We start from the raw sequence: 26494 nt of genomic DNA, 5'->3' as shown, positions 1-26494 counted from the left end.
GGGCTGTGCGAATCGGTGCGCGGGGGAGCGATGAGTCCCGGGCAGCCTCCCCGTCTACCTCTTTGAAAGCCCCACGGAACGCTGACCCGAGGAGAGCCCGATGTCCGCATCGACCGCCCCCATCGCCACCACCGCCCCCATCGCCCCCATCGCCGCGACCGCTCCCGACACGAACGGTTTCGACACGAAGCTGAGCCGCCGCTCGCACCTCGCGGTGCGTACGCTCCAGATCGTGCTCGCGGTGTTCATGGCGATCCCGAGCGCCGGCCCGAAGCTCGTCGGCCACTCCTCGGCGGCGGAGTCCTTCGACAAGATCGGGTTCGGCGACTGGTTCATGTACCTCACAGGCGGCCTGGAGCTGGCCGGCGCGATCGCGCTGGTGATCCCTCTCCTCTCGGGCCTTTCGGCGCTTGCCTTCATGGGCCTGATGACCGGTGCCTTCATCACTCAGATCACCGTGTTCGACGGCCAGTACGCGATCACGCCCGTCATTCTCTTCGTCGCCTTCGGCGGGATCGCCTGGGTACGGCGCAATCACACGGCCGAGCTGATCGCCCTCGTGCGCAAGCGCTTCTAGCAAACAGCAGCCCCCCGCCCGTACTCGGCTAAGGAAAAGGCCGCACCCTGGAAACCGCCATCAGGGTGCGGCCTTCCTCCGTTCCGCAGCGACCGGCCAGGGATCGCGGCGGCGTGCGGGGGACGGTCGACCGGGCGAAACCGGTGTCTGAGTTCGTGCGCTCGGTCGGGGGCTCGACCGACGGGGCATACCGGGCATACCGTGGTAAGGAGTATCTGGCTCGGACAGTAGCTCGGACAGTAGGGGGTGCCCTGATGGTCGAGGAGCTGGTGACGGCGGGAATAGCGGTCGCGTCCGGCTGTGCGGTGTACGTACTGGCGGGTGCCAGGGTGGTCAAGCAGTACGAGCGGGGTGTGGTCTTCCGGCTGGGACGGCTGCGTGAGGAGATCCGCCAGCCCGGCTTCACCATGATCGTTCCGGTCGTCGACAGGCTGCACAAGGTCAATATGCAGATCGTGACGATGCCGGTGCCTGCGCAGGACGGCATCACCCGGGACAACGTCACGGTCAGGGTGGACGCGGTCATCTACTTCAAGGTCGTGGTCCCCGCCGATGCTGTGGTGCAGGTGGAGGACTATCGGTTCGCGGTCTCGCAGATGGCGCAGACGTCGCTGAGGTCGATCATCGGCAAGAGTGATCTCGACGATCTGCTGTCCAATCGGGAAAAGCTCAACCAGGGGCTGGAGTTGATGATCGACAGCCCGTCGATCGGGTGGGGTGTGCAGATCGACCGGGTGGAGATCAAGGACGTGTCGCTGCCCGAGGCCATGAAGCGCTCGATGGCGCGGCAGGCCGAGGCCGACCGTGAGCGGCGGGCCCGGGTCATCAACGCCGATGCAGAGCTTCAGGCCTCGAAGAAGCTGGCCCAAGCGGCCGGCGTGATGGCGGAACAACCCGCGGCGCTCCAGCTCCGGCTGCTCCAGACCGTCGTGGCCGTGGCGGCGGAGAAGAACTCCACGCTGGTGCTGCCGTTCCCGGTGGAGCTGCTGCGCTTCCTGGAACGCGCCCAGCAGCCGGCGCAGCCGCAGGCGGATTCCGGGTCGCCGCCGGCTGTGGAGTCCCCGGCGGAGTCGAAAGCAGAATCGCCGGTGCAGCCGTCGTCGCCGCAGGCCGTACCGCCGTCGCCGCAGGCTGTGCCGCCGTTGCCGCCCGCGGTGCCCCCCGCCGCGTAGGGCGCCTGCGGACATTCGGAGTGCGGGTCCGGCAGGGGGCAGGAGATATCGGGCGCTACCGAAGGCGGTGCCTGCCGTCCCCGGTCGAAAGTGTCTGCCACGTGATGCCGTGATGCCACGTGACGCAGAGGGAACCGGTGTCCACCGACCCGCCACGGCGCGGTCCGCGGCCCTCTCACCGGCCCGGGGGTGGCGGCCTGCTTCGGCATCGAGTACGCGACCGCGTCCCCCCTCGCGCCGGCCGGGCCCCGGCCGGCGGACAACCTGGGCCGAGGACGTGCTCCAGGGCGTCGGGAACGGCTGTCGGAGTCCATTGTCAGACCCCACCCGTAAGGTCGTAGATCCAGTACTTCGGTGCGCCGGCGGTATGCCGGTGCGCCGGTACGGGACCGGCGGAAGGGAGGAGACCCCGGTGACCTTGACCTCGGACATGCCGCACCTGCGGCAGATGCTGCACACCTGTGCCGCGGTCTTCGTTCCCGCCGCGCTGCCGCGCGAGGGGCGGGTCGCCTTCTGGGACCCGGACGGCGACCGGCTCGCGGACGCGGGCGGCGAGCTCACCGTCGTACAGCGCCAGGGGGCGGACGTCCGCAGCCGTACGGTCCCCGCCATGCTGCTGCCGGTCGCCGAGGCCGTACCGCTGCTGACCCGGGCCCGTCTGCACGCGGCGGCGCACCCCGCCGCGGCATGCTGGGGCGCGGCCGCGCTGCACGCCCTCCATCTGGTGGCGCGGGGCAGGCTGCTGCCCGGCCTGACCGCGACCGATCATGACGCCTGGCGGGCGGGCCCGCTCGACGCGGACGACATCGCCCAGCTGCGGGCGATCGCCGCCGCCATGCCCTCGGAGGCGCATGCCGTCCCGGTCGCCGCGCCGGGTGCGCTGCAGCTGCCCGATCCCGAGGCGCTGGTGCGGTCGTTCTTCGACGCGGTGGCCGACACTCTGCCGCGTACGCCCGCCGCCGCGTACGCCGCGGGGGCGCCGTTCGCCGCTCTTGCCGCCCAGCATCTGCCCGGAGCGAGGGAGTGGGCGGCGGAGGCCGCGGCCGGCATGGACGCCGGGGTGCGAGTCTCGCTGCGGCTCGACCTGTCCGCGTTCGAGCTCTTCGACATCGCGGAGGAGGACGGCGCGGCGCGCAATGCCGGCGCGGCCCTCGTCCAGGTGCACAGCCTCGCCGATCCGACGCTCGTTCTCGACGCCGCCCGGCTGTGGGCGGGCGACGGCGACGAGCAGTTCGGCCCGCGCGCCCGTATCGACGCGGTGCTGGCGCTGCGCCGCGCCGCCCGCGTCTGGCCGCCGCTCGCCCGGCTGCTGGAACAGGACGTGCCCGATGTGCTGCCGCTCACCGAGGACGAGCTGTACGAACTGCTGGGGCCGGGAGCCGCGCGGCTGGACGCGGCCGGGGTGGCCGTGCACTGGCCCAAAGAGCTCGCGCGTACGCTCACGGCCGGTGCGGTCGTACGGTCCGCGCCCGGCTCGGCGACGGACGGCACCCCGTTCTTCGACAGCGAGGAACTCCTTAAATTCAACTGGCAGTTGGCGCTGGACGGGGACCCGCTGACCGAGCGGGAGATGGACGCGCTCGCCGAGTCGCACCGGCCGATCGTGCGGCTGCGGGACCAGTGGGTGGTCCTCGACCCCGCTCTCGTACGGAAGGCGCGCAAGCGGGAACTGGGGCTGCTGGAACCGGTCGACGCGCTGGCGGTGGCGCTGACCGGCACCGCTTCGGTGGACGGCGAGACGGTGGAGGCGGTGCCGACGGGCGCGCTTGCCACGCTGCGCGACCGGCTCACCGCGGTCTCCGCTCCCGTCGCTCCCCCGGCGGGCCTGACCGCCACGCTGCGCGACTACCAGCTGCGGGGGCTTGCCTGGCTGGATCTGATGACCTCGCTCGGACTCGGCGGCTGCCTCGCGGACGACATGGGCCTCGGCAAGACGGTCACCGTGATCGCTCTCCACCTCCACCGTGCGCGTACGGCCCCGACCCTGGTCGTCTGCCCTGCCTCCCTGCTCGGTAACTGGCAGCGGGAGATCACCCGCTTCGCGCCCGGAGTGCCGGTGCGCCGCTTCCACGGCGCCGACCGGACCCTGCCCGAGCTCGACGGCGGCTTCGTCCTGACCACATACGGGACGATGCGTACGAGCGCGGACCGACTGGCCGCGCACACCTGGGGCATGGTCGTCGCCGACGAGGCGCAGCACGTCAAGAACCCCTTCTCCGCGACGGCCAAGGCCCTGCGCACCATCCCGACACCCGCCCGCGTCGCACTGACCGGCACTCCCGTCGAGAACAACCTCTCCGAGCTGTGGGCGCTGCTGGACTGGACGACCCCCGGCTTGCTCGGGCCGTTGAAGGCCTTCCGCTCCCGGCATGCGCGCCTGGTGGAGAACGGGGAGGACGACGATGCGGTCGAGCGGCTGTCCCGGCTGGTCCGCCCGTTCCTCCTGCGCCGCAAGAAGTCCGATCCGGGCATCGTGCCCGAGCTGCCGCCGAAGACGGAATCCGACCATCCCGTCGCGCTCACCCGCGAGCAGGCGTCGCTCTACGAAGCGGTCGTGCGGGAGACGATGGCGGCGATCGAGGGGGCGGAGGGCATCGCACGCCGCGGCCTGGTGATGAAGCTGCTGACCGCCCTCAAGCAGATCTGCAACCACCCTGCCCAGTACCTCAAGGAAGACACGGCCCGGCTGGCCGGCCGCTCCGGCAAGCTGGCCCTCCTCGACGAGCTGCTGGAGACGATCCTCTCCGAGGACGGCTCGGTCCTGATCTTCACCCAGTACGTCTCCATGGCCCGGCTGCTGTCGGCACACCTCGCGTCCCGGGCGGTCCCGTCCCAACTCCTGCACGGGGGAACGCCGGTGGCGGAGCGCGAGCGGATGGTGGACCGCTTCCAGTCCGGCGAGACTCCGGTCTTCATCCTCTCCCTCAAGGCGGCCGGCACCGGACTGAACCTGACCAGGGCGGGCCATGTCGTCCACTTCGACCGCTGGTGGAACCCGGCGGTCGAAGAACAGGCGACGGACCGGGCGTACCGCATCGGCCAGACCCAGCCGGTCCAGGTCCACCGGCTGATCGCGGAGGGCACGGTCGAGGACCGTATCGCCGAAATGCTCGCGTCCAAGCGGGCGCTGGCGGAAGCGGTCCTGGGCTCCGGAGAGGCGGCCCTGACCGAACTGACCGACCGTGAGCTGGCCGACCTCGTCTCCCTGCGGAGGCCTTCATGACCCCGCGCACCCCTTCCCGCCACGTCGACTCCCGGCACGACGACCGCCGCCGTACGTTCCCCGCCCTGGACCCCCTCACGGGCCCCACGGGCGAGGAGTTCGCGTCCAGCTGGTGGGGCAATGCCTGGGTGGAGGCGCTGGAGGACACCGCCCTCGACCGGGCGCGCCTCACCCGGGGCCGCGCGTATGCGGGCCGCGGCCATGTCGACGCGATCACGGTGACACCCGGCCGGGTCATGGCGTACGTCCATGGAAGCAGGCCGCGCCCGTACCGCACGGAGATCCGCCTTCGTACCCTCGGCGACGACGACTGGGACGACTTCCTGGCCGCTGCGGCGGCCCGCCCCGACCACATCGCGGCCCTGCTGGACAAGGACGTGCCGCACGCGCTGGCGGCCGTGGCGGACCTTCTGCCCGCTGCGGGCGACCTGATCCCCGACTGCTCCTGCCCGGACGACGGTTACCCCTGCAAGCATGCGGCCGCGCTCTGCTACCAGACGGCCAGGCTCCTGGACGAGGACCCGTTCGTACTGTTCCTGATGCGCGGCCGCGGCGAACGCGAAATCCTCGCCGACCTCTCCCACCGCAACGCGACCCGGTCGGCGGCCGAGCGCGCCGGCGCCGCGACCGCCACCCCCGTGCCCACGGTCCCGGCGCACGAGGCCCTCGCCCCGCGCACGCTCCCAGCTCTCCCGCCACCGTTCCCGGTGCCCACACACACGGGCCGCCCCCCTGCCTACCCCCATCTGTCCGGCGCCCCGTACCCTCCCCCAGCCTCCGGCCGGGGGTACCCCCATCTCGCTTCGCTCGCCCTGGACCTCCTCGCCACCGAGGCGGCCACCCGCGCCCACACCCTCCTGGTCACCGGCACCGACCCCATCGCAGAGCTGACGGCATGGCAGGACGCGGTCCGCCTGGCCGCCGCCCACCCCGGCTCCGGCCTGACCGCCTCCACCCGCGCCCTCTACCGCGACCTGGCCGCCGCCACGGACCACACCCCTACCGACCTCGCCCGCGCGGTGGCCGCATGGCGCCAGGGCGGCCTCGAGGCCCTTGCCGTGCTGGAAGAGCCCTGGGACCCGCCGGCCGGTCCCTTCGACCGGGCTCGCCCGGCCCTGATCGCCGCCGACTTCCCCCACTTCCGCCCCTGGCGCAACCATCTCTCCACCCGCTCCCTCCAACTCCGCTTCGGCCGCGACGGTCTCTGGTACGGCTATGAATCGGATCCGGACCGCGAGGACTGGTGGCCGCGGGGCACTCCGGACGCCGACCCGGTGGGCGCGCTCACCGCACTGCTGGGCAGATGACCGACTAGGCTTTCCGTACACACCCGCACCCGCCGAAGGGGGCTTCATGGAAGCCGAGTTGGTGGCACTGGCGACAACGGGAGCGGCCGCGCTCGTCCAGCAGATAGTCACGGACACCTGGACCTCTGCGAGGGGCCAGGTCGTGGCCTTCTTCTCCCGCGGCGCGGCGGACCCCGAAGCCGTCGGCGCGGACCTGGACGCCGCCCGTGCGGACCTGGTCGACGCCCAGCGGTCCGCGGACGAGGAGACCGCCGCCGACATCCAGGCGGAGTGGCGCTCCCGCATGCGCCGCACGCTCCAGGCGGACCCGCAGGCCGCCGCCGAACTGCGCGCTCTGCTCGAGGAACTGGCGCCGACGCTCCCCGTCCAGCAGGCCGTGGAGGTACACAACACGATCAGCGGCGGCATGCAGCACGGCCCGGTGATCCAGACCGGCACGGTCGGGAACATTCATATCGGCGGTCAGGGCGGCTGAGTTCCGCAGCGTCGCAGCTGCGGTGCCCCGCAGCTCCCCCGCCCCGTAGCGTCGCCCCGTCCCTGTGCGCCGCATCCGCCCGGGGCGGGGCCGTCGACGTCAGCTCCGGAATGCGGCGCGTCTAGGGTGGGGCCGTGGCACTCATAGATCCGACGACCGAGCTGATGGCCGATCCGTACGCCGTGTACGCGCGGCTTCGTGAGACCGGGCCCGTGCACCGGATCGCGGGGCCCGACGGGCTCCCCGCCTGGATCGTCACGCGCTACGACGACGTACGCCAGGCACTCGCCGACCCGCGCCTCTCGCTGGACAAGGGCAGGGCCCTGCCCGGCAGTTACCGGGGATTCGCGCTGCCGCCCGCCCTGGACGCGAATCTGCTCAACATGGACCCGCCGGATCACACCCGTATCCGGCGCCTGGTGACGCAGGCATTCACCGCGGGGCGGATCGAGCAGCTGCGGGAGCCGATCCGGCGTACGGCCGGCGAACTGCTTGACGCCGTCGAACCGCACGGACGGACCGATCTGGTCGCCTCGTACGCCGCGCCGCTGCCGATCGCCGTCATCTGCGAACTGCTGGGCGTGCCCCCGCAGGACCGGCCCGACTTCCGGGCCTGGACGGACGCGCTCGTCGCCCCCGATCCCGCGCAGCCGGGACGGGCGAAGGAAGCGATCGGCAGCATGCTCGCCTTCTTCGCCCGGCTGCTCGCCCACAAGCGGGCCGAACCGGGCGACGATCTGCTCTCCGCGCTGATCTCCGTACGGGACGGGGGCGACGACGAGCGGCTCAGCGAGGACGAGTTGATGTCGCTCGCCTTCCTGATTCTCTTCGCCGGATACGAGAACACCGTCCAGCTCATCGGCAATGCCACTCTCGCCCTGCTCCGCCACCCCGGGCAACTGGCCGCGCTCCGCGCCGAGCCGGGCAGGATCGGGGCGGCGGTCGAGGAGCTCGCGCGGTACGACGGGCCCGTGCTCCTGGCCATCCGTCGCTTCCCTGTCGAGGATCTGTCGATCGGCGGCGTGAGAGTGCCGGCCGGGGAGACCGTGCTGCTCTCCCTCGCCGCCGCCGACCGTGACCCCCACCGTTTCGCCGATCCCGACCGGCTCGACCTCGGACGTGACACGGCGGGTCACCTCGCACTCGGCCACGGCATCCACTACTGCCTGGGCGCACCGCTCGCCCGCCTCGAGACCGAGATCGCCCTCGTCGCGCTGCTGGAGCGCCTTCCGCACCTGGCGCTCGATGTCCCGTACGACGAGCTGCGGTGGCGGCCGTCGACGCGCGCCCGAGGGCTGATCAGTCTTCCCGTGCGCTACTGAGCGCGAGGCGGGACACGGCGGCCTGCGGTCAGAAGTCGGCGAGCGTCGGCTCGTCCAGCCGCGCGACGGAATCCTGCGCGTACGCCTTCGCATACGCCTCGCGGATCCGCTCGATCTGCGGATCGCGTACGTGTGCCTCCGTTGCCGGATACAGCAGGATCAGTTCGTACGAACGCTCCTTCTCGATGGTCCCGTTGGAGTCCCGCCACTGGCCGCGGCCTTCCTGGACGGTCAGCCCGGAGGGAAAGCTCGGCGTGACCTTGCGGTCGATGAAGCGCATGAACTGCCGGTCGCTCACATCGGGCCCGCCGTCCGGCCGTTCCGTACCGAAGAACAGCCGCGTCTCGATGAACGCCTCGGACGGGGCCTCGGCCGCCTTCGGCTGTTCGCTGTCGAGCGCGGCGGTGGCGGCGGGCGCACCCACGGCCAGTACGGCGACGGTGGCTCCGGCAACGGCGAGCAGAGTGCGCTGCTTCAGGGTCGGCACGGTGGGGGGATCCCTTCGTCCGGGGGCCGCGCGGCGGATGCCGGCTGCGTTGTCACTGTGGCAAGCGGACCGTGCAGCAGTACGCCGGGACGAGGAGTTCGGCCGGATACCATCCCCACGAGCACATCCCGGACGCAACGGGTCGCGCTGCGGCTGCGGGACGCCGGCGGGCGGATCGCCACCTCGCTCGCTCCCCCGTCCCGTACACCGTCGACGACGCCGACCTGGCAGCCACCGCCGAACTCGCGCGCGAGCACGGGCTGCTCGTACATCTGCACGCCGCCGAGAACAAGACGCAGACGGACAACAGCCTCGCCCGCTGTGGGCGTACGACTATCGAGGTTCTCGAACGGGCCGGACATCACGCCGGTCCGGGTGCCGCCTTCGAGCCGCCGCCAAGGGCACCGCATCCAGGACTGCGACGGCTGGTTCGAACGGCCACACACTCGATGGAGTGAAAGGCCCATTTCGCATAACTCGGACGGTCTGTCGGACGTTATCTCAGATGCGGGCAAGTAGCCGCGAACTTCTCCTGAAGGCAGGAAACTCATGAGGCAGATTCACCGAAAGGGTCTGGCCACCGTGATGCTCACGGGGGGCGCGCTCGCCATGGCGGGATACGCGCACGCCGACTCTCACACGGACGGCGGTGCGGCCGATTCTCCCGGAGAGCTGTCGGGCAACACGGCGCAGGTTCCGGTGAAAGACCCGGTCGAAGCATGCGGTGACACCGTCAAAGCCGTCGGGCTGCTCAATCCGGCCGCCGGCAACTCCTGTGCCAAACCCTCGCACAGCGGGCACAGGCATTCGGGCGGGCACGACAAGTCGGGCGGGCACCAGGCATCAGGCACGCACCGCACACCCGGCGGGGGCACCGTCGAAGGTGGCAGCAGGGATTCGTCCGGTGTTCTCGCCGGCAACGGCGTGCAACGGCCCGTCGTCCTTCCGGCCACTGTCACGGGGAACTCCGTGAATGTGGTCGGCACCCTCAACCCGGCCTTCGGTAACTCCTCGTCCGACAACTGTGACAAGCCGCCCGTCAGCCCGCCGAAGGCCGTCACGCCGCCGAAGGTGACTCCGCCGAAGGCCGTGACCCCGCCGAAGGTGACCCCCCCGAAGGAGGTGAAGCCGTACGCACCGACCCCGCGAAACGTGGCGCCGACCGCCCTCGCCCACACGGGTGCCGGCCCGGTCGCCTACGCCGTGCCCGCGGGCGCTGCCCTGCTGCTGGGTGGCGTCCTGCTCTACCGCCGCTCCCGGCCCACCTCGTAGCCGGAGCGCTCGGTCTGCGAACGCCAGCACGCCAGTACGCCGTCGATCACGGCCGCCACTCCGGCCCGTGCCTCGTGGCGGGCGACCCCGGCCATCAGCAGGGCGTCGTACTGGGTGTCGAGATGTCGTACGGAAGCCCGCACGGCGGCCGTCACCGCTCCCTCTTCCAGGGAGCGGCCTGCCGCGGTGCGGCCCACCCGGCCGCTGCCGCGCACCGACGCGTGCACAGCGATGTCCTGGGCGCGGGCGGGCGGACAGCCGGGAAACAGTCGCAGGATCGCGGCGGCGAGGGCAGCGGTGAAGCGGACGTCCTCGGAGGTACGCCGCACCGCGTCCCGCTCACGTCGACGGGCCCGGGCATCGGCGTCCGCCAGGCACGCCGATTCCGCCCGCGCCAGTGCCGCCTCCTCGACCAGAAGGCCCTGGCGTTCGTACCGCTTGCGGCGGCGGTTGAAGCGGATCACGACCGCCCACAGTGAACTCGCCTCGCGGGCACGCCGTGTCAGAGCGGCGCTGCCCCGGGGCAGATACACGAGATGGGCAAGGTCCGCGCAATCCAGACAGACAGGCGCGTTGAACTCCAGAAGGTGCCGTGGAAGGGGCCCTTGACGGCACTCCGCGCAGTGCCGTCGCTTCAGTGGTTCGATCACCACCAGCTCCATGTCCGGAGCGTACCCACCGGGTACGCTCCGCTCCCATGACGCTGCGCTGTGCCGTACTCGACGACTACCAGAACGTGGCGCTGTCCATGGCGGACTGGTCCGCAGTCGCGGGCAGTCCCGGAGCCCACGCCGGTGCCGGTGCCGGTGCCGGTGCCGGTGTTGATGCGGGTGCGGGTGCGGGTGCGGGTGCGGATGCGGGTTCCGGCGTCGGTGCCGGTGTCGAAGTACGGTCGGTGTGCGACCACTTCACCTCGGAGGAAGCGGTGGCCGAAGCGGTCGGCGACTGCGAGATCCTCGTCGCAATGCGTGAGCGCACCCCCTTCCCCGCGTCGCTCTTCGCCCGTCTGCCCCGGCTCCGGCTGCTGATCACCTCGGGTATGCGCAACGCCTCCATCGACCTTGAGGCCGCCGCCCGCCACGGCGTCACCGTGTGCGGCACTGCCAGCAACTCCGAGCCGCCCGCCGAGCTGACCTGGGCACTCATTCTCGGTCTGGCGCGCCATGTGGTGCAGGAGAGCTCGGCCCTCCACCACAACGGCCCCTGGCAGTCCACCGTCGGCGCCGACCTGCACGGACGGCGGCTCGCGCTCCTCGGTCTCGGCAGGATCGGCGCGAAGGTGGCACGCGTCGGCCAGGCCTTCGGCATGGACGTCATGGCGTGGAGCCAGAACCTCACCGACGAGCGGGCCGCCGAGATCGGGGTCGTACGTGCCCGCTCCCTCGGGGAGCTGCTGGAGGCCGGCGACTTCGTCTCCGTACATCTGCAGCTCAGCGACCGCACGCGCGGGCTGATCGGTGGAAGCGAGCTCAAGCGGATGCGGCGTACGGCCTATCTCGTCAACACCTCGCGAGCCGCGATCGTCGACCAGGCCGCGCTCGTACGGGCCCTGCACGGCGGATGGATCGCCGGAGCCGGCGCCGACGTGTACGAAACCGAGCCGCTTCCCGCCCGCGATCCGCTGCGCTCCGCACCGAACTTCCTCGGGCTGCCGCACCTCGGCTATGTCACGCGGCGCAATTACGAGGGCTACTTCCAGCAGGCCGTCGAGGACATCGTCGCGTATCTCGCGGGACGGCCCGTCCGCATCCTCAGTGTCAGTGCAGGCTCGGGGATCTGAATAATCGTTCGATAGCGTCGGCCGGTGTTGTTAGCTTGATCGACGTGGCGAAACTCAATCAGATCATCGCAGTCGAGAAGGGCGTCAAGTCCAAGGCGCACCAGGACCTGACGGCAGTCCATCACGGTCTGCAGAAGCCTGCGTTGCTCGCCGGTATCTCGCGTACGTACCAGCCCAAGGACGAGGAGGGCGAGCAGCTGCCGCCCGAGTCCACGCGGGTCCAGGTCAAGGCCGAGGACGTGCTGCGTGAGACGTCGAAGACACTGACCAGGCTGTTCGATGTGACCGCCACCAAGGACTGGGCCAACTGCGCCGCGCGTGCCGATGTGACGGTGGACGGGCGCGTGCTGGTGAGCGAGGTGCCCGTCGCGTATCTCCTCTTCCTCGAGAAACAGTTGACGGACATCAACACCTTTGTGCGCAAGCTGCCGGTGCTCGACGCCTCCGAGGCGTGGACGCAGGACCCGTCGACCGATGCGTGGAAGGCGGAGTCGGTACGCACCCTCCGTACGAAGAAGGTCCCCCGCAACCATGTGAAGGCCGAGGCGACAGAGAAGCACCCGGCGCAGGTCGAGGTGTACTACGAGGACATTCCGGTCGGGTACTGGACGACCGTGAAGTTCTCCGGGGCGCTGCCGGCCCGGCGCGTGAACGAGCTGCTGGAGCGGGTGGAGAAGCTTCAGCAGGCGGTGAAGTTCGCCCGCGAGGAGGCGAACGGCGCGGAGGTCACGGACCAGCGGGTGGGGGACGCAGTGTTCGGCTACCTGTTCGGGTAGCGTCATGGACTCCCCGGCCGCCTGTGTGCGGCCGGGGTGCGCGAGGAGCGCAAAGCTGAAACTGAAGTTTGTCGTGAATCGACGGTTCCCACTGAGGCGCCGTGATCAATCTCAGACTATTGCTCCAGATTCAGCATTCGCCGCCGATCGCCGGATCGAACGGGCTCGGGCCCTGGTATGTCGAAATGCCGGTTCAAGTCCGGCCCGCGGAGCTCGATCCGCGGTGGTCCAAAGGCAGGACGCGGCGACATAACGACTGACCCGGGTTCTCAAGCGTGCCGGCGTGCAAGATGGGCGGCATCACAGGGCTCGGGGGCCGGCTACGCCCCCGGGCCCGCTCCCGTTTCAGCGGCCGTGTCCGCGCCCGTTCCCGCGGCCGTTCCGGGGTGCGTCCGGGGGCCGAAGGAGACTCCCCGTCCCGCGAAGAACCGGGCGAAGCCGGCCAACGGAAGGTCGGCCGCCCGGGTTTCCGCCGTCGTACCGGACGGATTGTGGAAGTGGACCCGGTCCTCCGTACGCCCCGTCAGCAGGACCAGATGACCGCCTCTGCCCGGAGCGGGACGGTCCGGGTTGCGGATCTCGTAGTGGACCGAGGCCATCACCGTCCTGCCCTCGTCGAGGAGGGCGAGGATGTCCTGTGGCGAGAGTTCGCGGTGGACGGTGGTGGGGAGAGCGTGCACCTCCTGCGCGTACGACGCGAGCGGAGCGTAGATCAGCCCGCGGATGACACCCTCGGCGTCCTGCGTGTACGCGCCGTACTTCAGCGCTCCGTCGCGCAGCGAGAAGAGTGTGGGTGAGGCGGGCCCGAGTGCCATGCGCAGGCAGGTCATGCCGCACAGATGGCCGCACCACCGCCCGTACTCCTCCGGCGTCGCGGCGCCCGAGGACTCCCACGCCGGGTCGGCGGCAGGATCCAGGCCGCCGTACACGATCTGTTCGATCAGGTCCGGGGACGCGAACTGCGTGTGGACGGGGACGGAGCAGGTGGAGCACTGGGTCACTGGCGGGTATCCACTCGGGAAGCGGCTGGTGGGGCTGGTACGGCCGGTGGGGCTGACAGGCCTGATGCGTGATTCGGCTGATCACGGCGTCGAGATCGTCAGAGTACGGGAGGCCGGGGATGAAGTCCGGGGCACATCAGGTACGTTAAGGCGGTTTTGGCGAAGGTGCGGACAGGTGTTCGTGAGGGAACGCCGTCGCTACGCCGAGGAATTGGAGGGGGTTCCATGAGGGGTTCCATGAGGTTCGGCCGGTTCGGTGGGCTCATACGGGGCGGGACGCAGAGGCAGGGGCGTACGCGTACGACGATGGTGCTGGTGGGGTGCCTGGCGGCGCTTGCGACCGTACCCTCGGCCGCCAACGCCACGCCCGGCACCGGTGTCTCGGGCACCGTGCTCGCGCAGGGCGTGTCCGAAGGCACGCTGAAGCTGAAGGCCAAGGGCCGTACCGATGTGGTCGTACGGACAGTCACCATCCAGCCGGGCGGCTCCACCGGCTGGCACCACCACCCCGGTCAGGTCCTCGCCGTCGTCAAGTCCGGGACGCTGAGCCGGACGCTGGACGACTGCTCGGTCGAGGTGAACGCCGCCGGTACGTCCTTCGTCGAACCCGCCGGCCCGCGCCACCGGCACAACGGGCGCAGCGTGGGCAGCGAGCCTGTGGTGCTGTATGTGACGTATCTGCTGCCGCAGGGCAGTCCGCTGTCTGTCGACGCGCCTGCCCCGGCCTGCGAAGACAAGTAGCCGACACGGTGGGAGGGCTCAGTCCTCAGCGGTGACCACGACGGTCGCGGCCGAGGTGCCCAGACGCGGATCCTTGAGCGGGTCGGAGCCGGTGTACGGCTCCGGCTCCTGGTCGGGCTGGTGTTTCGGGGCCCTGTACTCCACCCGCACCGTACGCACCCGGCCGTCGATCTCTTCCGTGTACACGGCGCCCGTGCGGGAAGCCACGGCCTTGCCGCGGCGGCCGATGTCGTACGTACGGATGAAGTCGGCGACGCTGCTGTCCCGTACGACCTTGATGTCGTAGCGCAGCCGTGAGGAGACAACAGCGCCCGACGCGGACCGTGCCACCTTCGCCTCGGCGGCGACGTAGAAGCGGATCTCGTCGGGGTGCTGGTCGACCGAGACATGGGCGAAGGTCTCCGCGGCGTCCACGTCGGAGGTACGGGAGCGGGGCTCCTGAGTCGTCAGGACCAGGGCGAGCCAGAACAGCCCGAGGCCGGCCGACACCGCGAGCAGGGACAGCACAGCGACCCGGATGCCGCTGCGGCGCGGCCGGGCAGGGGCCGCCGTGGGGGACTCGGTGTCGGACAGGCTCACCGGCTCACTCTCAAGCTCCCGCGCCCGGTGCCGCTCCCGCTCGTGCTCCCGCTCAAGCTGCCCAGAGTCGTAGCCAGCCGGTCCCTGGCCTCGGTCTGCGCCGCGATCCGTGCATCAAGGACCGCGAGCCGTTCCCGCGCGATCCTGATGCCCGCCTCCGACGGCGGTGCGGTCACCATGTCGCCGTCCAGGCAGGCGCGGAACGCGTTCACGTCCTCCAGGGTCAGTCCGGCCGCCAGGAGATGACGGATGTTGCGGACCCGGACGGCCGTGCCGTCGTCGTAGATCCGGTAGCCGTTGTGAGCGCGGTCCGAGCTGATCAGCCCCACCTGCTCGTAGTGCCGCAGTGCACGTGCTGTCGCGCCTGTGACCTGTGCCAGTTCCCCGATGCGCATCCGCGCCCCACCTCCGGCGCCATCCTGACACGGACAGGGCCGGGGCGGGCCGGGGCGGGCGGGCCGGGGGCGTCGTGGATCAGGCGACCACTGCCCCGCCGTCGACCGCGAGGACTGTGCCGGTGATGAACGAGGCCTGGGGTGAGGCGAGTTGACCGATCGCCCAGGCCACCTCCTCCGGGCGGCCCACCCTGGCCAGCGGGGTGTGCGCCAGCTGCCAGGCCCGTACCGCCGCCTGGCGCTCGGGTGTGAGGCCCTGGTGGTCCCCGATCGGAGTGTCGACGGCGCCCGGCGCGACTGCCACCACCCGAACGGAGCGTGGCGCGAGGTCCACGGCCCAGGAGCGGGTGAGGAGTTCGAGGGCGCTCTTCGTCGCCGCGTACAGCGAATTGCCCGGCCAGGCGCGCTGCCCCACTGATGTCGTCACATTCACGATCACGCCACTGCCGGAAGCCTCCAGGGCGGGCAGCGCGGCCTGGGTGAGCAGGACGGGGGCGATGAGATTGGTGGCGAGCTGCGGCTGGATCGTCTCGCGGGTGAGGGTGCCGAGCGGGCCGCCGTGGACGATGGCGGCGTTGTTGACGAGGACATCGAGCCGTCCGTACGCCTCGACGGCCGTCCGTACGACGAGTTCGGGCGCGTCCTCCGCCGTGATGTCGGCGACGAGCGGGCGGATGGCGGGGCGGCCCTCGGCGGTCTCGGCGAGGGGCCCGGGCCTGCGGCCCACCGCGATCACGTGCGCGCCCTGCTCGGCGAACATCCGGGCGGTGGCGCGGCCGATGCCGGTGCCCGCCCCGGTGACGACGACGGTTCTGCTGTTTGCTGCGCTGCTTTCCATAGGGGGATGCTCGAACCCTGCCGTCAATGGCAGGGTCAATCCCCTCAGGGGCAATCCCCTGTGGAGCGACGGAGCGAGTGGAGCGAACAGACCCAGACCTGTGGACGCGGCGGCCCGCGGCAGCGCGGGAGCGCATCGACGATCTGGTGGTGGCGGCGCAGGATGATCCAGGTCATGCCGACCGTCCGGGAGTCCTTCCGGGCGGCCGGGGCCGAGCCGATGCCGAGCCTCATCGACTGCCGGATGGTGTTCTGCCGACGCGCTGAGCAGCTCGCCGATCGGCTGGTCCCGCCGCCACCGCAGGACGTGGGCACCCTGGCCACGCAGGCCGCGGAGCTGCCCCGGCCGCCCGTCGCCTTCGAGGCCGTCGGGGACGGCGACACCCAGGGCTGGATGGTCGTGCTGTTCGCGATCATTGCGGACCCGCGGGAGGAGGTTTTCCTCGCCTCGTTGCGCAACTACCCCAAGGAGGCGTACGAAGCGAGCGCGGCAGAACACGGGCTCGCCCGCCGTTTCGGGGTCCCCTCCCACTTCCCGAGCTCCGACGGATCCGATCTCGACGCGCCGCGCCGGACCCCGGCGAGGCGATGATGGGTGCGTGCGACTCGAAGCGATCACCTGGGAGCGGCTGACCGAAGCCGTCACCGACCGGGCGATGGAGACCAAGGCCGAGGACGGCAGTCCCTGGCTGCGTGTCGGCGTCGACGGCGCCCCCGCCGCCCGGACCGGGGAGCTCGCCGAGTGGATCGCCGAAGCTCTGCGGCTGCGCGGGCGCAGCGTGCTCGTGGCCGGGACGGGCGGTTTTCTGCGGCCCGCCTCGCTGCGGTACGAATACGGGCGCGAGGACCCCGATACGTACTACAGCGGCTGGTTCGACACCGGCGCGCTGTGGCGGGAGGTCTTCGGGCCGCTGGAGGCGGGCGGCACGGGACGCGTCCTGCCCGATCTGTGGGATCCGGAGACCGACCGGGCGACCCGCAGCCGGTACGTCGAACTCCCGTCCGGCGGCGTTCTGTTGCTGCACGGACCGTTCCTCCTCGGGCACTGGTTCCCGTTCGACCTGACGGTGCATTTGCGGCTGTCGCCCGGGGCGCTGCGGCGGCGTACGGAGCAGAGCGAGCGCTGGACGTTGCCCGCGTTCCAGCGGTACGAGGACGAGGTGGGGCCGGCGGAGGCCGCGGACGTTCTCGTACGGGCCGACGATCCGCGCCATCCCGCGTGGCGCGGCCTCGGCTGACACGGCAGATGGGGCCGGGGCGCCAGGTCATGGGTCAGGGTGCTTTCTCGGACTGCGGCCGGCCGCCGACGACCGTCACCGCCTCCGCCCCCGCCAGGCAGCCCTGCGCCGCGGCCTCCGGGGCATCGGCCCCGGACAGCCGGGCGGCGAGGAACGCGCCGGTGAAGGCGTCGCCCGCGCCTGTGGAGTCCACCGCCTCGGCCCGCACGGGCGGGACGCGGGCCGTGACGGCACCGGACTCCGCGACCAGGGCTCCCTCGGCTCCCAGGGTGACGACGGTGAGCGGGACATGCCGACTCAGCACGGCGGCGGCTTCGGCCGGATCGGGCAGGCCGGTCAGGAGACGCGCCTCGTCGGCATTGGGGAAGAGGACGTCCGCGCCGCCGAGCGCCGTCAGTACACGGTCCACGCCGAGTCCGGTGATGAAGCCCGCCGATGCCGGGTCCACGCTCACCGGGACGGCCTGTGCCCTCGCCGACTCCATCGCGAGCAGGGCCGTTCGGCGGCTGGTCTCGGAGAAGAGGAGATAGCCGGAGAGGTGCAGATGACCGACGCCGTCCAGCAGCGACGGCGACCAGTCGGCGGGGGAGAGGCGCAGTACCGCGCCACTGTCCGTGAGGAAGGTCCGCTCGGCGGTCGTGTCGACGAGCGCGATGACGGTGGCGGTCGCCACCTCGGGATCGGGGACGAGACGGGGCCGTACACCCGCGAGCCGCAGCTGCTCCGCGTGCCAGGCTGTGTCATCGGCGCCGACACGCCCCACCATACGTACGTCCCCGCAGCCCCAGCGGGCCGCCCAGCAGGCCACGTTGGCCCCGGCCCCGCCCGGCAGGATGCGGATCCTGGCCGCCGTGTCCGTCCCCCGGGCGAGCGGGGCGCGGTGCCGGGCCACGACGTCCGTGACGATGTCGCCGACGACCAGCAGGGCCGCCCCTGCCCTCACAGCGCCGCCGCGATCCGGGCCGCCAGCCGTACGTTGCCCCGCACCGCCGCCAGGTTGGCCTCCAGCGAAGCTCCCTCGGTCTGCCGCATCAGACAGTCGAGGAGGAAGGGTGTCACGGCCTGGCCGCTGATGCCCCGCTCCCGGCATTCGTCCAGCGCCTCGCCCAGCACCCGGTCGTGCAGCGCCGGGTCCAGCTGCTCCGACTCCGGCACGGGATTGGCGACGATCAGCGCCGACTCCGGACCGCCCAGCGAGTTCCGAGCCGCCATCACGGCGGCCACCTCCTCGGGCGTGCGCACCGTCCAGTCGACGGGCTGGCCCGAGGAGGCCAGATAGAAGCCGGGGAAGTGGTCCGTGTCGTACCCGAGGATGCCCACGCCGAGCGTCTCCAGCCGTTGCAGCGTCGCCGGGACGTCCAGGATCGACTTCACGCCCGCGCACACCACCGTGATCCGGGTCTGTGCCAGCAGCCGCAGATCCGCCGACTCGTCCTGCGTCTCGCACCATTCGCGGTGTACGCCGCCGAGCCCGCCGGTCGCGAAGACCCGGATCCCGGCCCGCGCCGCCAGGAACGCCGTTGCCGACACCGTCGTCGCCCCGCTCGCTCCCGTGGCCAGGGCGGGCGCGAGATCCCGATGGCCGAGCTTGCGTACGCCGTTGTCTCCCGCGATCCGCTCCAACTGGCTCTTTTCCAGGCCGATATGGGCCCGGCCGTCCAGTACGGCGACGGTGGCGGGTACGGCGCCCCCGGCCCGTACGAGCTCCTCCAGTTCCTCGGCGACGGCCAGATTGCGCGGACGCGGCAGTCCGTGCGCGATGATCGTCGACTCCAGGGCGACTACGGGGCGGCGTGTGGGGAGCGCCTCCCATACTTCCTCGGACAGCACGAGCTCATGTGATGGCATGTCACCATCTCTGACACAGCGGGAGGTTACCCAAACGTCAGGCGCGACCCGGCGGCCCCGCTGGTCCTGGCAGTCCCGGCGCTCCCGGCCGTCTCCGGGGTGTCAGGAGCCGGTCGCTCCCAGGGGGCAGACGGATACACGCTCTGAAGTGCGACAAGTGCCCACAGAGGGATGCGCACTTACGTGACGGTGCGGCGAACTGGCCGCCGAATGCGACCTGGTGTGCGCCCACACCGAGCCGGTGAAGAGCGGGCACCAGAGCACGAGCCGAGCACGCCCAGGCCGGTCACATCGGCTCAGGGGAGCCTCAACGTGAACCAGGGCACGCTGTCACCCGGCAGCAGGTACTTCTCGACTTCGACAAATCCGTGCGCTTGCGCGAAGCGCAGCCCGTCCACGTTGGATGCCAGGACAACCGTCTCGATCACGTCAGCGCCGAGCTTTCGCGCATGTGCCAGCCCTCGTGCGTAGAGCTCTTCACCGAACCCCTGCCCGCGGTGAGCGGGGAGCACTCGGGCTATCACGGTCGCCACCGATGCGTCGCTCGTGGGCGGACGCACCGTCGAGCAGCCCACAAGAACGTCGCCGAGGTAGGCAACCTCCAACCGGTAGCGCTGGACACGCTCTCGCACCTCGTCGAGTGACAAGGTGTCGGTGGGGATGATCACGTTATGGACGTACTGCCAGTCCTGGAGCATGGCATCGCCGTCCGCCTGCTCGATGCGAAGATCAGTCATCGCAGCAGGAAACCGTGTGCATCGTGGGGCGTCAACTCCCTTGTCCGCCCCAGCGCGCCATGTCATCGGCAGGTCGGCGGCGGCTTCCCGTGCCGTCTTTTCTCCTGTCCGTGCGCGGGCCGAGCGGTCCTCCTACGGGTGCCCTGCGCCTCGTCCCCGGGCCTCGTCAGCCGAGGGCCCTCCGTACGGCGAGCGCGGCCATCGGGAGCAGCAGACAGGCGCCGACCAGGTTCAGCCAGCCGTAGCTCGCCTGCGCGACGATCAGCCCGGCGGCCGCGCCGCCGATCCCGGCCGCCGTGTTCATGGTCAGATCCGACAGGCCCTGCACAGCGGCCCGGGCAGGCTGCGGTACGGAGTCGGTGAGCAGGGTGGAACCGGCCACCAGGCCCGCCGACCAGCCCAGACCGAGCACGAAGAGACCGGCGGCGGTCTGTCCGTGGCTCGCTCCGGCTGTGCCGGCCAGCAGCGCGGCCACGGAGAGCAGTCCGGCCGCCAGCCCGATCACCGCGAGCCGGCCGATACGGTCCGCCAGCCAGCCCATCAGCGGCGAGAACGCGTACATGCCCGCGATATGGCCGCTGATCACCAGGCCGATGAGCTGGATGTCCGCGCCGTGGTGGCTGAGTGCGACCGGGGTCATCGACATGATCGACACCATTGCGGTGTGCGAGACGGCGACGGTGACCAGAGCCAGCCGGGCCATCGGAGACTCCCGTACGGCCCGCACCCCGGCGCGCAGCGAGCGCCCTTCGGGGGAGCGGTCCTCCGGGGAGAGGGCCCGGGCGGTCAGCAGTGGATCGGGGCGCAGCAGGACGAGGACCATTGCCGCGGAGACGAGGAAGACGCCGGCGGCCCAGAGGAACGGGCCCGCGGCCGCGGGTATGCCGAGTCCGGCGACGCTGCGGCCCGCGGGCGCCGCGATGTTCGGGCCGAGCACGGCGCCGATCGTGGTCGCCCAGACAACGGTGGAGATGGCCCGGCCACGCCGCTCGGGCTCCGCGAGATCGGCGGCCGCGAAGCGTGCCTGCAGATTCGCCGAGGAACCTGCACCGAACCCGGCCATGCCCAGGAGCATGAGCGGGAAGTTCGAGATGACGGCGGCCAGCACGACCACGCCCGCGCCCAACGCCCCGATGAGATAGGCGAGTACGAGTCCGGGCCGCCGCCCGCGGGCCGTCATCAGCGCTGCCAGCGGCATGGAGAGCAGTGCGGTCCCGGCCACGGTGGCGGTCGGGGCGAGCCCGGACAGTGCCTCGGTGCCGCTCACCTCCTGCGCCAGCACGGCGGCCAGCGCGATACCGGTCGCGACGCCGAGCCCGCCGAGGATCTGGCTGGCGATGAGCACGGCGTTGATGCGCCGCCGCAGCGCGGGCAGGTCGCTCTCCGACACGGTGACGCGAGCCGCGGCCTTGTCGTCGGTCGCGGTCATCGCACGCACGCCGTTCTACCGCCGGCGGCAGGCGCGTCCCGCTGCCCGGCATGGCCGGCGCGCTCGGGAGCGCGAGCCACCGCGCCGGGCACGCCAGGTATGTCAGGTCCGTCAGGGCTGTTGGTCACTGACGCAGTGTGCCAGCCAGTACGCACGTAGGAAACCGTGCCCGAGCCGGCCGTCCGCCCGGAGATGGGCGGCCCGATTCCCGGCCGGCCCCGCTGCCCGGCACTCGGCGTACCTCTTGCCTGACTCAGAACAACGGCTCCGGCAGGACCCCCTCCAGTGCCAGCAGCTTCCGCTTCGTCTCCAGCCCGCCTCCGAACCCGCCCAGCCCGCCGTCCGTCTCCACCACCCGGTGGCACGGCACCACCACCGGCAGTGGATTGGAACCCATCGCCGCGCCCACCGCCTGCGCCGCGCCCGGCTGACCGACCCGGGCCGCCAGGTCGCCGTACCCGACGACCGTTCCGTACGGCACGCCGTCCGCCAGCTCTCGCAGCACCTCCCGGTTGAAGCCTCCGGACAGCGTCCAGTCCAGCGGCAGTTCGAACTCCCGCAGCCCGCCCGCGAAATACGCCTCCAGCTGGCGTATCGGCTCGGCCAGCCGTCCCCCCGCGTCCTCCGCCGGCTCGGTACCGAGCCGTCCCGCCAGCCGCCCGAGCGCCCTGTCCCGCACCGCCGCGTCGGCATGGAAGACCACGCTCACCAGGCCCTCGTCGGTCGCGGCGAGCAGCAGCGGTCCGATGTCCGAGCCCATCACGGTCCACTCGAAGCTCTTCATGCCGACCACGGTACGACCCCCCACTGACAACGCTGACAACGCTGACAGCGCCCACAACGCTGACAGCGCCGACAACGCCCGGTTCGAGGCGTCAGCCCCCGCCCCGCCACTGAAGATCAGTGCAGATCGTTTCAGATCGTTTCAGATCGATGCAGATCAGTGCAGATCAGTCCACCGCGTCCCGTACGACGTCCGGGTTGTTGGTGATGATCCCGTCGACGCCGAAGCCGTCCACCCGCATGGCGGCCGCGGCGTCGTTCACCGTCCACGTGCTGACCTGCAGACGCTTGCCGTGCGCGCCCTTCAGCGCGTGCACGGCGGCCACATAGTCCGCCGTCACGGAGGTGTGTGTCGGATTGATCTGGTCGGTGAACCCCGCGTACCACGGCAGGTCGGCGACCGCCGGCATACCGAGGAAGCCGGTCGTGATGTCCGGCCGCTGTTCGTGCACCGCTCTCACGCTGTCCGCACTGAAGCTCTGGATCACCAGCTTGTGCGTGACGTGGTGGCGGTCGAGCCAGCCCGTCTCCCGCAGTACCCGCAGCGTGTCCTTCTCGATGCCCGGGTAGGTTTCGGGCTTCTTGATCTCCAGCAGCAGTTTCTGACTGTTGTTCTCGACCCGGTTCAGATACTGCTTCAGCGTCGGCACCCGCGCGCCCGCCCACTGGGCCCCGAACCAGCTGCCGGCGTCCAGCGTGGCGATCTCCGCGGCCGTGAAGTCCTTGATCTTCCAGGGCGCCCGGCCGGGGAAGCGCTGCTCCACGTCGGTGGTCCGGGCCAGCGAATCGTCGTGGACGACGACCAGCTCGCCGTCCTTGGTGCGCTGCACATCGTTCTCGACCCAGGCGAAGCCCATGTCGTCGGCGAGGTCGATTGCGGCGAAGGTGTTCTCCGGCGCGTAGGCCGAGGCGCCGCGATGGGCGATCACGAGTGGCTCACCGGCCTTGCCCGGGCTCTCCTGGGTCCCGGAAGCGGACCCCGGCAGGAGCAGTGCGGTGGCTCCCAGGACGGCGGCGGCCGTTGCTGCGGCGGGGCGTGCGTACACATGGACTCCTCACGTCGTCGGACCACGGACGGTCGGGCCGACGGTGGCACTCGGCGGCCAACGAGGGACAGGCGAAGTATGGCCACTATGTGAACGGAACCGACCAGAACACATCACGTGACAACTTCCGTGTCGATAAATCTCCGTTCACTTGTTTGCTTAGCGTTGCGGGGGCCATACCCTCGCCCCCAACCAGACGTTCCGTCAGGGATCGCGGGATCACAAGGAGCGAAGGGCATACGGGTATGCAGGGCACTGTGGACGGATTCAGCTACGGCCTCGCCACACCCGTGGCGGCGTACTTCATGGCGTGCCTCGGCGGGGCCCTGGGCCTGCGCTGTACCACCAGGTCCCTCCGTAACCGGTCTTCCGTCAAGCCGGGCTGGCTCGCACTCGGCGCCACCGCGATCGGCTCGGGCATCTGGTCCATGCACTTCATCGCGATGATGGGCTTCACCGTCGCGGAGGCACCGATCGCGTACGACGTACCGACGACATTCGCCGGCCTCGCCATTGCCGTCGTCATGGCCGGCATAGGGATCTTCATCGTCGGATACCGCGGTGCGACCCCCATGGCCCTGGTCACCGGCGGCATGATCACCGGTCTCGGCGTGGCCTCCATGCACTACCTCGGCATGGCCGGAATGCGACTGCAGGGACGCCTCGAGTACGACACGCTGACGGTCGCGCTCTCCGTAGTGATCGCCGTCGTGGCCGCCACCTCCGCGCTCTGGGCGGCTGTGTCGGTCCACGGCTTCATGGCGAGCCTGGGCGCCAGTCTGGTGATGGGCATCGCGGTGAGCGGGATGCACTACGTGGGGATGGCCGCGGTCAGCGTTCATCTGCACGGCGCCGGGGGCCGCTCCGCTGCAGCCGGCGACTCGCCCGCCACGCTCCTCGTGCCCATGCTGGTCGGCCCGGTGGTCTTTCTGCTCCTCGCCGGGGTGGTGGTGATGTTCGACCCGCTGCTGGTGATGGGCGAGCCGGCCTGGCAGCGGCCGGGCGAGGGGCGGGACAGGCGCGCCGGGGTGCCCGCGCAGCGCTCGCAGCCGTCGCACGGCGAGCGCCGGTACGGTGAGCCCGCCGGCGACCGGTACGGCAAGCCTGCGAGCTGGGGAGCCGACCGGGCCGCGCATCGTGAAACCCTGCGCCGGGAGCCCCGGGCCGGCGACTTTCCACGGTCGCGCGACTGGTGAAGCCGGTGATCTCCTGCGGATCACCACCCGGCTGTCAGTGGTGGGTCGTACGGTTGTTGCATGCGGCCCGTTTCCAAGATCGAACGCACGGTGGCGCCTTTCGAGGTCGTCAGTCCCTACCAGCCCAATGGCGACCAGCCGACGGCCATCGCCGACCTGGAGCGGCGTATCCGCGCAGGCGAGAAGGATGTCGTCCTGCTCGGTGCGACCGGCACCGGCAAGTCGGCGACGACCGCCTGGATGATCGAGAAGCTTCAGCGTCCCACCCTGGTCATGGCGCCGAACAAAACCCTGGCCGCCCAGCTGGCGAACGAGTTCCGCGAGCTCCTGCCCAACAATGCCGTCGAGTACTTCGTCTCGTACTACGACTACTACCAGCCCGAGGCGTACGTCCCGCAGTCGGACACGTACATCGAGAAGGACTCCTCGATCAACGAGGAGGTCGAGCGGCTGCGCCACTCCGCGACGAATTCCCTGCTCACCCGGCGCGATGTGATCGTGGTCGCCTCCGTCTCGTGCATCTACGGCCTCGGCACCCCGCAGGAGTACGTCGACCGGATGGTGCAGCTCAAGGTCGGCGACGAGATCGATCGCGACCAACTGCTGCGTCGATTCGTCGACATCCAGTACACGCGCAACGACGTGGCGTTCGCGCGCGGCACCTTCCGGGTCCGTGGCGACACCATCGAGATCTTCCCGGTATACGAGGAGCTCGCCGTCCGCATCGAGATGTTCGGTGACGAGATCGAGGCCCTGTCCACCCTCCACCCGCTGACCGGCGAGATCATCAGCGAGGACCAGTCGCTCTACGTCTTCCCCGCGAGTCACTACGTGGCGGGACCGGAGCGCATGGAGAAGGCGATCAACGGTATCGAGGTGGAGCTGGAGGGGCGCCTCGCCGAGCTGGACAAGCAGGGCAAGCTGCTGGAGTCCCAGCGGCTGCGCATGCGCACCACGTACGACATCGAGATGATGCGCCAGATCGGCTCCTGCTCGGGCATCGAGAACTACTCCATGCACTTCGACGACCGCGGCCCCGGCTCCGCCCCGAACACCCTCATCGACTACTTCCCCGAGGACTTCCTCCTCGTCATCGACGAGTCGCATGTCACCGTGCCGCAGATCGGCGCGATGTACGAGGGTGACGCGTCCCGCAAGCGGACTCTGGTCGACCACGGTTTCCGGCTGCCGTCCGCCCTCGACAACCGTCCGCTGAAATGGGAGGAGTTCCAGGGGCGCATCGGCCAGACCGTCTATCTGTCGGCCACCCCCGGTAAGTACGAACTCTCCCGCGGCGACGGTTTCGTGGAGCAGATCATCCGCCCCACCGGCCTGGTCGACCCGGAGGTCGTCGTCAAGCCCACCGAGGGCCAGATCGACGACCTGGTGCACGAGATCCGCGAACGCACGGAGAAGAACGAGCGTGTCCTGGTCACCACGCTCACCAAGAAGATGGCCGAGGACCTCACCGACTACTTCCTCGAACTGGGCATTCAGGTCCGTTACTTGCACAGTGACGTCGACACCCTGCGCCGGATCGAGCTGCTGCGCGAGCTGCGTGCTGGTGAGTACGACGTCCTGGTCGGCATCAACCTGCTGCGCGAGGGCCTCGACCTCCCCGAGGTGTCGCTGGTGGCGATTCTCGACGCCGACAAGGAGGGCTTCCTGCGCTCCGGTACCTCGCTGATCCAGACCATCGGCCGCGCGGCGCGCAATGTCTCCGGCCAGGTCCATATGTACGCGGACAAGATCACCGCGGCGATGGAGAAGGCCATCGAGGAGACCAACCGCCGCCGGGAGAAGCAGATCGCGTACAACACGGAACGCGGCATCGACCCGCAGCCCCTCCGTAAGAAGATCAACGACATCGTTGCGACCATCGCGCGTGAGGAGGTCGACACCGAGGAGCTGCTCGGGACCGGATACCGGCAGGCGAAGGCGGACAAGCCGGGCAAGGGGGCGAAGGCTCCCGCCCCGGCGCTCGGCGGCAAGGCCGGCAGGTCCGGCAAGAAGGGCGAGGTGCTCACCGACCGTCCGGCGGCCGAACTGGCAGGGATCATCGAGGAGATGACCGAGCGGATGCGGGCCGCGGCCGCCGATCTGCAGTTCGAGGTGGCGGCACGGCTGCGCGACGAGGTGAGCGAGTTGAAGAAGGAGCTGCGGCAGATGAAGGAGGCGGGCCTCGCCTGAGCCCTTCACACCAGGTGTGTTTCAAGACCGACACAAAAACGAGCCAACTGTGACGCGTCGTTCGAGTGACTGCGTAGGGTGCT

General features: G+C 70.6%; 26 protein-coding genes and 1 pseudogene. 15 read left to right on the top strand and 12 right to left on the bottom strand.

What is annotated here, in order from left to right; all coding sequences use genetic code 11:
* Positions 1–100: 100 nt before the first annotated feature.
* From OG883_RS21060 to OG883_RS21035, 6 genes are all read left to right on the top strand, one after another.
* Positions 101–577: a DoxX family protein gene (locus tag OG883_RS21060; protein WP_266543149.1), complete on the top strand. Its 477-nt coding sequence runs from the start codon at positions 101–103 to the stop codon at positions 575–577.
* Between the two features lie 254 nt (positions 578–831).
* Positions 832–1749, top strand: coding sequence for a slipin family protein (locus OG883_RS21055; RefSeq protein WP_266543147.1), 918 nt, complete (start codon positions 832–834; stop codon positions 1747–1749).
* A gap of 448 nt (positions 1750–2197) precedes the next feature.
* On the top strand, positions 2198–4972 hold the full coding sequence (locus OG883_RS21050; protein WP_266549272.1) for a DEAD/DEAH box helicase: 2775 nt from the start codon (positions 2198–2200) through the stop codon (positions 4970–4972).
* Complete coding sequence (locus OG883_RS21045) at positions 4969–6279, top strand: SWIM zinc finger family protein (RefSeq protein ID WP_266543146.1); 1311 nt, start codon at positions 4969–4971, stop codon at positions 6277–6279. Before OG883_RS21050 ends, OG883_RS21045 begins: the two co-directional genes overlap by 4 nt.
* Before the next feature lie 46 nt (positions 6280–6325).
* The gene (locus tag OG883_RS21040; protein WP_266543144.1) at positions 6326–6754 is read left to right on the top strand and encodes a hypothetical protein; all 429 of its coding nucleotides are present in this window, start codon (positions 6326–6328) and stop codon (positions 6752–6754) included.
* Positions 6755–6918: 164 nt separating this feature from the next.
* Positions 6919–8076, top strand: coding sequence for a cytochrome P450 (locus tag OG883_RS21035; protein WP_266549270.1), 1158 nt, complete (start codon positions 6919–6921; stop codon positions 8074–8076).
* Between the two features lie 28 nt (positions 8077–8104).
* Here OG883_RS21035 and OG883_RS21030 read toward each other — a convergent pair whose 3' ends face one another.
* Positions 8105–8563: a DUF3574 domain-containing protein gene (locus OG883_RS21030; protein WP_266543139.1), complete on the bottom strand. Its 459-nt coding sequence runs from the start codon at positions 8561–8563 to the stop codon at positions 8105–8107.
* 144 nt (positions 8564–8707) lie between these two features.
* On the opposite strand from OG883_RS21030, the pseudogene OG883_RS21025 reads away from it, so the two are divergent.
* Both OG883_RS21025 and OG883_RS21020 read left to right on the top strand, forming a co-directional pair.
* Positions 8708–8922: pseudogene (locus OG883_RS21025) on the top strand (amidohydrolase family protein); the annotation flags it as partial.
* A gap of 190 nt (positions 8923–9112) precedes the next feature.
* Positions 9113–9835, top strand: coding sequence for a chaplin (locus OG883_RS21020; RefSeq protein WP_266543137.1), 723 nt, complete (start codon positions 9113–9115; stop codon positions 9833–9835).
* Here the strand turns inward: OG883_RS21020 and OG883_RS21015 are convergent.
* On the bottom strand, positions 9808–10497 hold the full coding sequence (locus OG883_RS21015; protein ID WP_266543135.1) for a DUF2293 domain-containing protein: 690 nt from the start codon (positions 10495–10497) through the stop codon (positions 9808–9810). The genes OG883_RS21020 and OG883_RS21015 overlap by 28 nt on opposite strands.
* Before the next feature lie 35 nt (positions 10498–10532).
* On the opposite strand from OG883_RS21015, the gene OG883_RS21010 reads away from it, so the two are divergent.
* Together OG883_RS21010 and OG883_RS21005 are read left to right on the top strand one after the other, a co-directional pair.
* Positions 10533–11615, top strand: coding sequence for a D-2-hydroxyacid dehydrogenase family protein (locus tag OG883_RS21010; RefSeq protein WP_266543133.1), 1083 nt, complete (start codon positions 10533–10535; stop codon positions 11613–11615).
* Positions 11616–11659: 44 nt separating this feature from the next.
* Positions 11660–12391, top strand: a complete 732-nt coding sequence (locus OG883_RS21005) for a hypothetical protein (RefSeq protein ID WP_266543131.1) — start codon at positions 11660–11662, stop codon at positions 12389–12391.
* A 320-nt stretch (positions 12392–12711) separates the two neighbouring features.
* On the opposite strand, the gene OG883_RS21000 is transcribed toward OG883_RS21005, so the two are convergent.
* Positions 12712–13392, bottom strand: a complete 681-nt coding sequence (locus tag OG883_RS21000; protein WP_266543129.1) for a peptidase — start codon at positions 13390–13392, stop codon at positions 12712–12714.
* 306 nt (positions 13393–13698) lie between these two features.
* Here OG883_RS21000 and OG883_RS20995 point away from each other — a divergent pair, with 306 nt between their 5' ends.
* On the top strand, positions 13699–14133 hold the full coding sequence (locus OG883_RS20995; RefSeq protein WP_266549268.1) for a cupin domain-containing protein: 435 nt from the start codon (positions 13699–13701) through the stop codon (positions 14131–14133).
* Positions 14134–14151: 18 nt separating this feature from the next.
* Here OG883_RS20995 and OG883_RS20990 read toward each other — a convergent pair whose 3' ends face one another.
* The 3 genes from OG883_RS20990 to OG883_RS20980 all read right to left on the bottom strand — a co-directional run bounded on the left by OG883_RS20990 (position 14152) and on the right by OG883_RS20980 (position 15945).
* Positions 14152–14712: a hypothetical protein gene (locus OG883_RS20990; RefSeq protein ID WP_266543127.1), complete on the bottom strand. Its 561-nt coding sequence runs from the start codon at positions 14710–14712 to the stop codon at positions 14152–14154.
* On the bottom strand, positions 14709–15107 hold the full coding sequence (locus OG883_RS20985) for a MerR family transcriptional regulator (protein ID WP_266543125.1): 399 nt from the start codon (positions 15105–15107) through the stop codon (positions 14709–14711). The genes OG883_RS20990 and OG883_RS20985 overlap by 4 nt, the downstream gene beginning before the upstream one ends.
* Before the next feature lie 79 nt (positions 15108–15186).
* On the bottom strand, positions 15187–15945 hold the full coding sequence (locus OG883_RS20980) for an SDR family NAD(P)-dependent oxidoreductase (protein ID WP_266543123.1): 759 nt from the start codon (positions 15943–15945) through the stop codon (positions 15187–15189).
* A gap of 174 nt (positions 15946–16119) precedes the next feature.
* Here OG883_RS20980 and OG883_RS20975 point away from each other — a divergent pair, with 174 nt between their 5' ends.
* Positions 16120–16536, top strand: coding sequence for a hypothetical protein (locus OG883_RS20975; protein WP_266543121.1), 417 nt, complete (start codon positions 16120–16122; stop codon positions 16534–16536).
* Between the two features lie 7 nt (positions 16537–16543).
* Positions 16544–17182, top strand: coding sequence for a uridine kinase (locus OG883_RS20970; protein ID WP_266543118.1), 639 nt, complete (start codon positions 16544–16546; stop codon positions 17180–17182).
* A 34-nt stretch (positions 17183–17216) separates the two neighbouring features.
* On the opposite strand, the gene OG883_RS20965 is transcribed toward OG883_RS20970, so the two are convergent.
* From OG883_RS20965 to OG883_RS20940, 6 genes are all read right to left on the bottom strand, one after another.
* Entirely contained in the window at positions 17217–18125 is a 909-nt protein-coding gene (locus OG883_RS20965; RefSeq protein WP_266543116.1) for a carbohydrate kinase family protein, read from the bottom strand.
* Positions 18122–19030: a pseudouridine-5'-phosphate glycosidase gene (locus tag OG883_RS20960; protein WP_266543114.1), complete on the bottom strand. Its 909-nt coding sequence runs from the start codon at positions 19028–19030 to the stop codon at positions 18122–18124. The genes OG883_RS20965 and OG883_RS20960 overlap by 4 nt, the downstream gene beginning before the upstream one ends.
* A 296-nt stretch (positions 19031–19326) precedes the next feature.
* Positions 19327–19767, bottom strand: a complete 441-nt coding sequence (locus tag OG883_RS20955; protein ID WP_266543112.1) for a GNAT family N-acetyltransferase — start codon at positions 19765–19767, stop codon at positions 19327–19329.
* Between the two features lie 166 nt (positions 19768–19933).
* The gene (locus OG883_RS20950; protein ID WP_266543110.1) at positions 19934–21196 is read right to left on the bottom strand and encodes an MFS transporter; all 1263 of its coding nucleotides are present in this window, start codon (positions 21194–21196) and stop codon (positions 19934–19936) included.
* A gap of 253 nt (positions 21197–21449) precedes the next feature.
* Complete coding sequence (locus OG883_RS20945; RefSeq protein WP_266543108.1) at positions 21450–21980, bottom strand: methylated-DNA--[protein]-cysteine S-methyltransferase; 531 nt, start codon at positions 21978–21980, stop codon at positions 21450–21452.
* A gap of 166 nt (positions 21981–22146) precedes the next feature.
* The gene (locus OG883_RS20940; RefSeq protein ID WP_266543106.1) at positions 22147–23025 is read right to left on the bottom strand and encodes a glycerophosphodiester phosphodiesterase family protein; all 879 of its coding nucleotides are present in this window, start codon (positions 23023–23025) and stop codon (positions 22147–22149) included.
* 245 nt (positions 23026–23270) lie between these two features.
* Between OG883_RS20940 and OG883_RS20935 the strand changes: the two genes are divergently transcribed.
* Positions 23271–24221, top strand: coding sequence for an MHYT domain-containing protein (locus OG883_RS20935; protein WP_266543104.1), 951 nt, complete (start codon positions 23271–23273; stop codon positions 24219–24221).
* Positions 24222–24281: 60 nt separating this feature from the next.
* Positions 24282–26411: an excinuclease ABC subunit UvrB gene (uvrB, locus tag OG883_RS20930; RefSeq protein ID WP_266543102.1), complete on the top strand. Its 2130-nt coding sequence runs from the start codon at positions 24282–24284 to the stop codon at positions 26409–26411.
* The last annotated feature ends 83 nt before the right edge of the window (positions 26412–26494 follow it).

Origin of the sequence: Streptomyces sp. NBC_01142 (genome assembly GCF_026341125.1) — a bacterium.
Classification (GTDB): domain Bacteria; phylum Actinomycetota; class Actinomycetes; order Streptomycetales; family Streptomycetaceae; genus Streptomyces.
The sequence above is the reverse complement of the archived record's forward strand: the minus strand, read 5'-3'. Positions and strand labels throughout refer to the sequence as shown.